The organism is Acinetobacter sp. S40 (assembly GCF_016624705.1).
Classification (GTDB): Bacteria; Pseudomonadota; Gammaproteobacteria; order Pseudomonadales; family Moraxellaceae; genus Acinetobacter.
Genome location: NZ_JACVTU010000027.1, coordinates 1 through 5,379, shown reverse-complemented (window position 1 = coordinate 5,379; position 5,379 = coordinate 1). Strand labels below are relative to the sequence as shown.

The following is a 5,379-nucleotide window of genomic DNA, read 5'->3' as shown; positions in this document are numbered from 1 at the left end:
AGATCATTAAGAGCATAGAAGAACAACTTGTGTGGATTTTTACTAATTGATTAATCGAAATATTATCATTAATTGATTGGTTTAAATTACTCGAAGTTTATTTGAGCGAAATTTAAGTCAGGAAATTGATGAGCCAGAATTGGCACCTTGTCTTTAATAAGGTGCGAAATGATTTTAACTGAAGAGTTTGATCATGGCTCAGATTGAACGCTGGCGGCAGGCTTAACACATGCAAGTCGAGCGGGGGGATGTACTTCGGTATTGACCTTAGCGGCGGACGGGTGAGTAATACTTAGGAATCTGGCTATTAGTGGGGGACAACGTTTCGAAAGGAACGCTAATACCGCATACGTCCTACGGGAGAAAGCAGGGGATCACTTGTGACCTTGCGCTAATAGATGAGCCTAAGTCGGATTAGCTAGTTGGTGGGGTAAAGGCCTACCAAGGCGACGATCTGTAGCGGGTCTGAGAGGATGATCCGCCACACTGGGACTGAGACACGGCCCAGACTCCTACGGGAGGCAGCAGTGGGGAATATTGGACAATGGGGGGAACCCTGATCCAGCCATGCCGCGTGTGTGAAGAAGGCCTTATGGTTGTAAAGCACTTTAAGCGAGGAGGAGGCTTACCTAGTTAATACCTAGGCTAAGTGGACGTTACTCGCAGAATAAGCACCGGCTAACTCTGTGCCAGCAGCCGCGGTAATACAGAGGGTGCGAGCGTTAATCGGATTTACTGGGCGTAAAGCGTGCGTAGGCGGCTAATTGAGTCGGATGTGAAATCCCCGAGCTTAACTTGGGAATTGCATTCGATACTGGTTAGCTAGAGTATTGGAGAGGATGGTAGAATTCCAGGTGTAGCGGTGAAATGCGTAGAGATCTGGAGGAATACCGATGGCGAAGGCAGCCATCTGGCCAAATACTGACGCTGAGGTACGAAAGCATGGGGAGCAAACAGGATTAGATACCCTGGTAGTCCATGCCGTAAACGATGTCTACTAGCCGTTGGTCTCTTTGAGGGATTAGTGGCGCAGCTAACGCGATAAGTAGACCGCCTGGGGAGTACGGTCGCAAGACTAAAACTCAAATGAATTGACGGGGGCCCGCACAAGCGGTGGAGCATGTGGTTTAATTCGATGCAACGCGAAGAACCTTACCTGGTCTTGACATAGTAGAAACTTTCCAGAGATGGATTGGTGCCTTCGGGAATCTACATACAGGTGCTGCATGGCTGTCGTCAGCTCGTGTCGTGAGATGTTGGGTTAAGTCCCGCAACGAGCGCAACCCTTTTCCTTATTTGCCAGCACTTTGGGTGGGAACTTTAAGGATACTGCCAGTGACAAACTGGAGGAAGGCGGGGACGACGTCAAGTCATCATGGCCCTTACGACCAGGGCTACACACGTGCTACAATGGTTGGTACAAAGGGTTGCTACCTAGCGATAGGATGCTAATCTCAAAAAGCCGATCGTAGTCCGGATTGGAGTCTGCAACTCGACTCCATGAAGTCGGAATCGCTAGTAATCGCGGATCAGAATGCCGCGGTGAATACGTTCCCGGGCCTTGTACACACCGCCCGTCACACCATGGGAGTTTGTTGCACCAGAAGTAGCTAGCCTAACTGCAAAGAGGGCGGTTACCACGGTGTGGCCGATGACTGGGGTGAAGTCGTAACAAGGTAGCCGTAGGGGAACCTGCGGCTGGATCACCTCCTTAACGAAAGATTGATGGTTAGTAAGAATCCACAACAAGTTGTTCTTCTTGAAGTATCTGAGGGTCTGTAGCTCAGTTGGTTAGAGCACACGCTTGATAAGCGTGGGGTCACAAGTTCAAGTCTTGTCAGACCCACCAAGACTATAGCTTGAAAGATACGTAATGAAATAAGCTGGGGACTTAGCTTAGTTGGTAGAGCGCCTGCTTTGCACGCAGGAGGTCAGGAGTTCGACTCTCCTAGTCTCCACCACGTACTGAAAGAGTACGGGCTAGATTAAATTATAGAGATTAATAAATAAAAAGTTTATTAACCTCTGTGATTTATCACAGTTTAGTGTGATCTGACGAAGACACATTAACTCATTAACAGATTGGTAAAATTGAGTCTGAAATAAATTGTTCAAACTCGATTAAGTATGGGATTAGCAAGAGATTGTTAATTTAGTATTTAATCTGAGAACTAGCAAATTAACTGAATCAAGCGTTTTGGTATATGAATTTAGATTGAAGCTGTATGGTGATTAAATTCACGGAACAACGAACTGTAAGAGAGAGATGTGAGTTATAAGACGCGCATCAGGATCTGTCTTAACCTGACTTGTAAGGGTTAACGACTGTTTGGGGTTGTATAGTCAAGTAATTAAGTGCATGTGGTGGATGCCTTGGCAGTCAGAGGCGAAGAAAGACGTGATAGCCTGCGAAAAGCTCCGGGGAGGCGGCAAATATCCATTGATCCGGGGATGTCTGAATGGGGGAACCCACCTACCATAAGGTAGGTATTGCATAATGAATACATAGTTATGCAAGGCGAACGAGGGGAAGTGAAACATCTCAGTACCCTTAGGAAAAGAAATCAATTGAGATTCCCTTAGTAGCGGCGAGCGAACGGGGATCAGCCCATTAAGTTACATATGTTTTAGTGGAACGCTCTGGGAAGTGCGAACGTAGAGGGTGATATTCCCGTACACGAAAGGGCATATGTAATGATGACGAGTAGGGCGAGGCACGTGAAACCTTGTCTGAACATGGGGGGACCATCCTCCAAGGCTAAATACTCCTGACTGACCGATAGTGAACCAGTACCGTGAGGGAAAGGCGAAAAGAACCCCTGTGAGGGGAGTGAAATAGATCCTGAAACCGCATGCATACAAGCAGTGGGAGCCGACAAGTTCGGTGACTGCGTACCTTTTGTATAATGGGTCAGCGACTTACATTCAGTAGCAAGGTTAACCGCATAGGGGAGCCGTAGAGAAATCGAGTCTTAATAGGGCGTATAGTTGCTGGGTGTAGACCCGAAACCAGGCGATCTATCCATGAGCAGGTTGAAGGTTGGGTAACACTAACTGGAGGACCGAACCCACTGTCGTTGAAAAGCCAGGGGATGACTTGTGGATAGGGGTGAAAGGCTAATCAAGCCTGGTGATAGCTGGTTCTCCCCGAAAGCTATTTAGGTAGCGCCTCGGACGAATACCATAGGGGGTAGAGCACTGTTTCGGCTAGGGGGTCATCCCGACTTACCAAACCGATGCAAACTCCGAATACCTATGAGTACTATCCGGGAGACAGACTGCGGGTGCTAACGTCCGTAGTCAAGAGGAAAACAATCCAGACCGCCAGCTAAGGCCCCAAAATCATAGTTAAGTGGGAAACGATGTGGGAAGGCATAGACAGCTAGGAGGTTGGCTTAGAAGCAGCCACCCTTTAAAGAAAGCGTAATAGCTCACTAGTCGAGTCGGCCTGCGCGGAAGATGTAACGGGGCTAAAACTATGTGCCGAAGCTGCGGATGTAACTTTAAGTTACGTGGTAGGGGAGCGTTCTGTAAGCCGAAGAAGGTGTATTGAGAAGTATGCTGGAGGTATCAGAAGTGCGAATGCTGACGTGAGTAACGACAAAACGGGTGAAAAACCCGTTCGCCGAAAGACCAAGGGTTCCAGTCCAACGTTAATCGGGGCTGGGTGAGTCGACCCCTAAGGCGAGGCCGAAAGGCGTAGTCGATGGGAAATTGGTTAATATTCCAATACTTCTGTGTAATGCGATGAGAGGACGGAGAAGGTTAAGTCAGCCTGGCGTTGGTAGTCCAGGTGAAAGGATGTAGGTATGTATCTTAGGCAAATCCGGGGTACTTTATACTGAGATCCGATATCAAGCTGTACTTGTACAGTGAAGTGGCTGATACCCTGCTTCCAGGAAAAGTCTCTAAGCGATAGTTACACAGGAATCGTACCCGAAACCGACACAGGTGGTCAGGTCGAGTAGACCAAGGCGCTTGAGAGAACTCTGCTGAAGGAACTAGGCAAAATGGTACCGTAACTTCGGGAGAAGGTACGCTGCTGAGGGTGATGGGACTTGCTCCCTGAGCGCTTGGCAGCCGCAGAAACCAGGCCGCTGCAACTGTTTATTAAAAACATAGCACTCTGCAAACACGAAAGTGGACGTATAGGGTGTGATGCCTGCCCGGTGCTGGAAGGTTAATTGATGGGGTTAGCGTAAGCGAAGCTCTTGATCGAAGCCCCAGTAAACGGCGGCCGTAACTATAACGGTCCTAAGGTAGCGAAATTCCTTGTCGGGTAAGTTCCGACCTGCACGAATGGCATAATGATGGCGGCGCTGTCTCCAGCAGAGGCTCAGTGAAATCGAAATCGCTGTGAAGATGCAGTGTACCCGCGGCTAGACGGAAAGACCCCGTGAACCTTTACTGCAGCTTGACACTGAACTTTGACCTTACTTGTGTAGGATAGGTGGGAGGCTATGAAATTGGGACGCCAGTTCCAATGGAGCCATCCTTGAAATACCACCCTGGTAATGTTGAGGTTCTAACTCTGTCCCGTAATCCGGGACGAGGACCGTGTCTGGTGGGTAGTTTGACTGGGGCGGTCTCCTCCTAAAGAGTAACGGAGGAGTACGAAGGTGCGCTCAGCGTGGTCGGAAATCACGCGTAGAGTATAAAGGCAAAAGCGCGCTTAACTGCGAGACCCACAAGTCGAGCAGGTACGAAAGTAGGTCTTAGTGATCCGGTGGTTCTGTATGGAAGGGCCATCGCTCAACGGATAAAAGGTACTCTGGGGATAACAGGCTGATACCGCCCAAGAGTTCATATCGACGGCGGTGTTTGGCACCTCGATGTCGGCTCATCTCATCCTGGGGCTGAAGCAGGTCCCAAGGGTATGGCTGTTCGCCATTTAAAGAGGTACGCGAGCTGGGTTTAGAACGTCGTGAGACAGTTCGGTCCCTATCTACCGTGGGCGCTGGAAATTTGAGAGGATCTGCTCCTAGTACGAGAGGACCAGAGTGGACGAACCTCTGGTGTACCGGTTGTGACGCCAGTCGCATCGCCGGGTAGCTATGTTCGGAAGGGATAACCGCTGAAAGCATCTAAGCGGGAAGCCTACCTCAAGATAAGATTTCCCTAGGACTTTATGTCCTCTAAAGAGCCGTTCAAGACTAGGACGTTGATAGGTTGGATGTGGAAGCATAGTGATATGTGAAGCTGACCAATACTAATTGCTCGTGAGGCTTGACTATACAACACCCAAACAGTTGTTGTATTCAAGATAAATTCGATACAAAATCTTGATTTAGTGAACATGCTAGATATAATGAACACGCTAAAATAGACTCAATTCCAATCCGTTAATCGTTCTTTGGTTGTTAAGTAAGGCATACATGA

General features: G+C 48.6%; 2 tRNA genes and 2 rRNA genes. All 4 read left to right on the top strand.

Features of this window, described 5'->3' with window-relative positions:
* Positions 1-175 precede the first annotated feature (175 nt).
* The 4 genes from IAE19_RS16370 to IAE19_RS16355 all read left to right on the top strand — a co-directional run bounded on the left by IAE19_RS16370 (position 176) and on the right by IAE19_RS16355 (position 5,234).
* Positions 176-1,714, top strand: a 16S ribosomal RNA gene (locus IAE19_RS16370).
* Between the two features lie 58 nt (positions 1,715-1,772).
* A tRNA-Ile gene (locus IAE19_RS16365) sits at positions 1,773-1,849 on the top strand.
* Positions 1,850-1,885: 36 nt separating this feature from the next.
* Positions 1,886-1,961, top strand: a tRNA-Ala gene (locus IAE19_RS16360).
* 380 nt (positions 1,962-2,341) lie between these two features.
* Positions 2,342-5,234: ribosomal RNA gene (locus IAE19_RS16355) — 23S ribosomal RNA — on the top strand.
* The 16S and 23S rRNA genes sit together here with 2 tRNA genes alongside, the layout of an rRNA operon.
* Positions 5,235-5,379 lie beyond the last annotated feature (145 nt).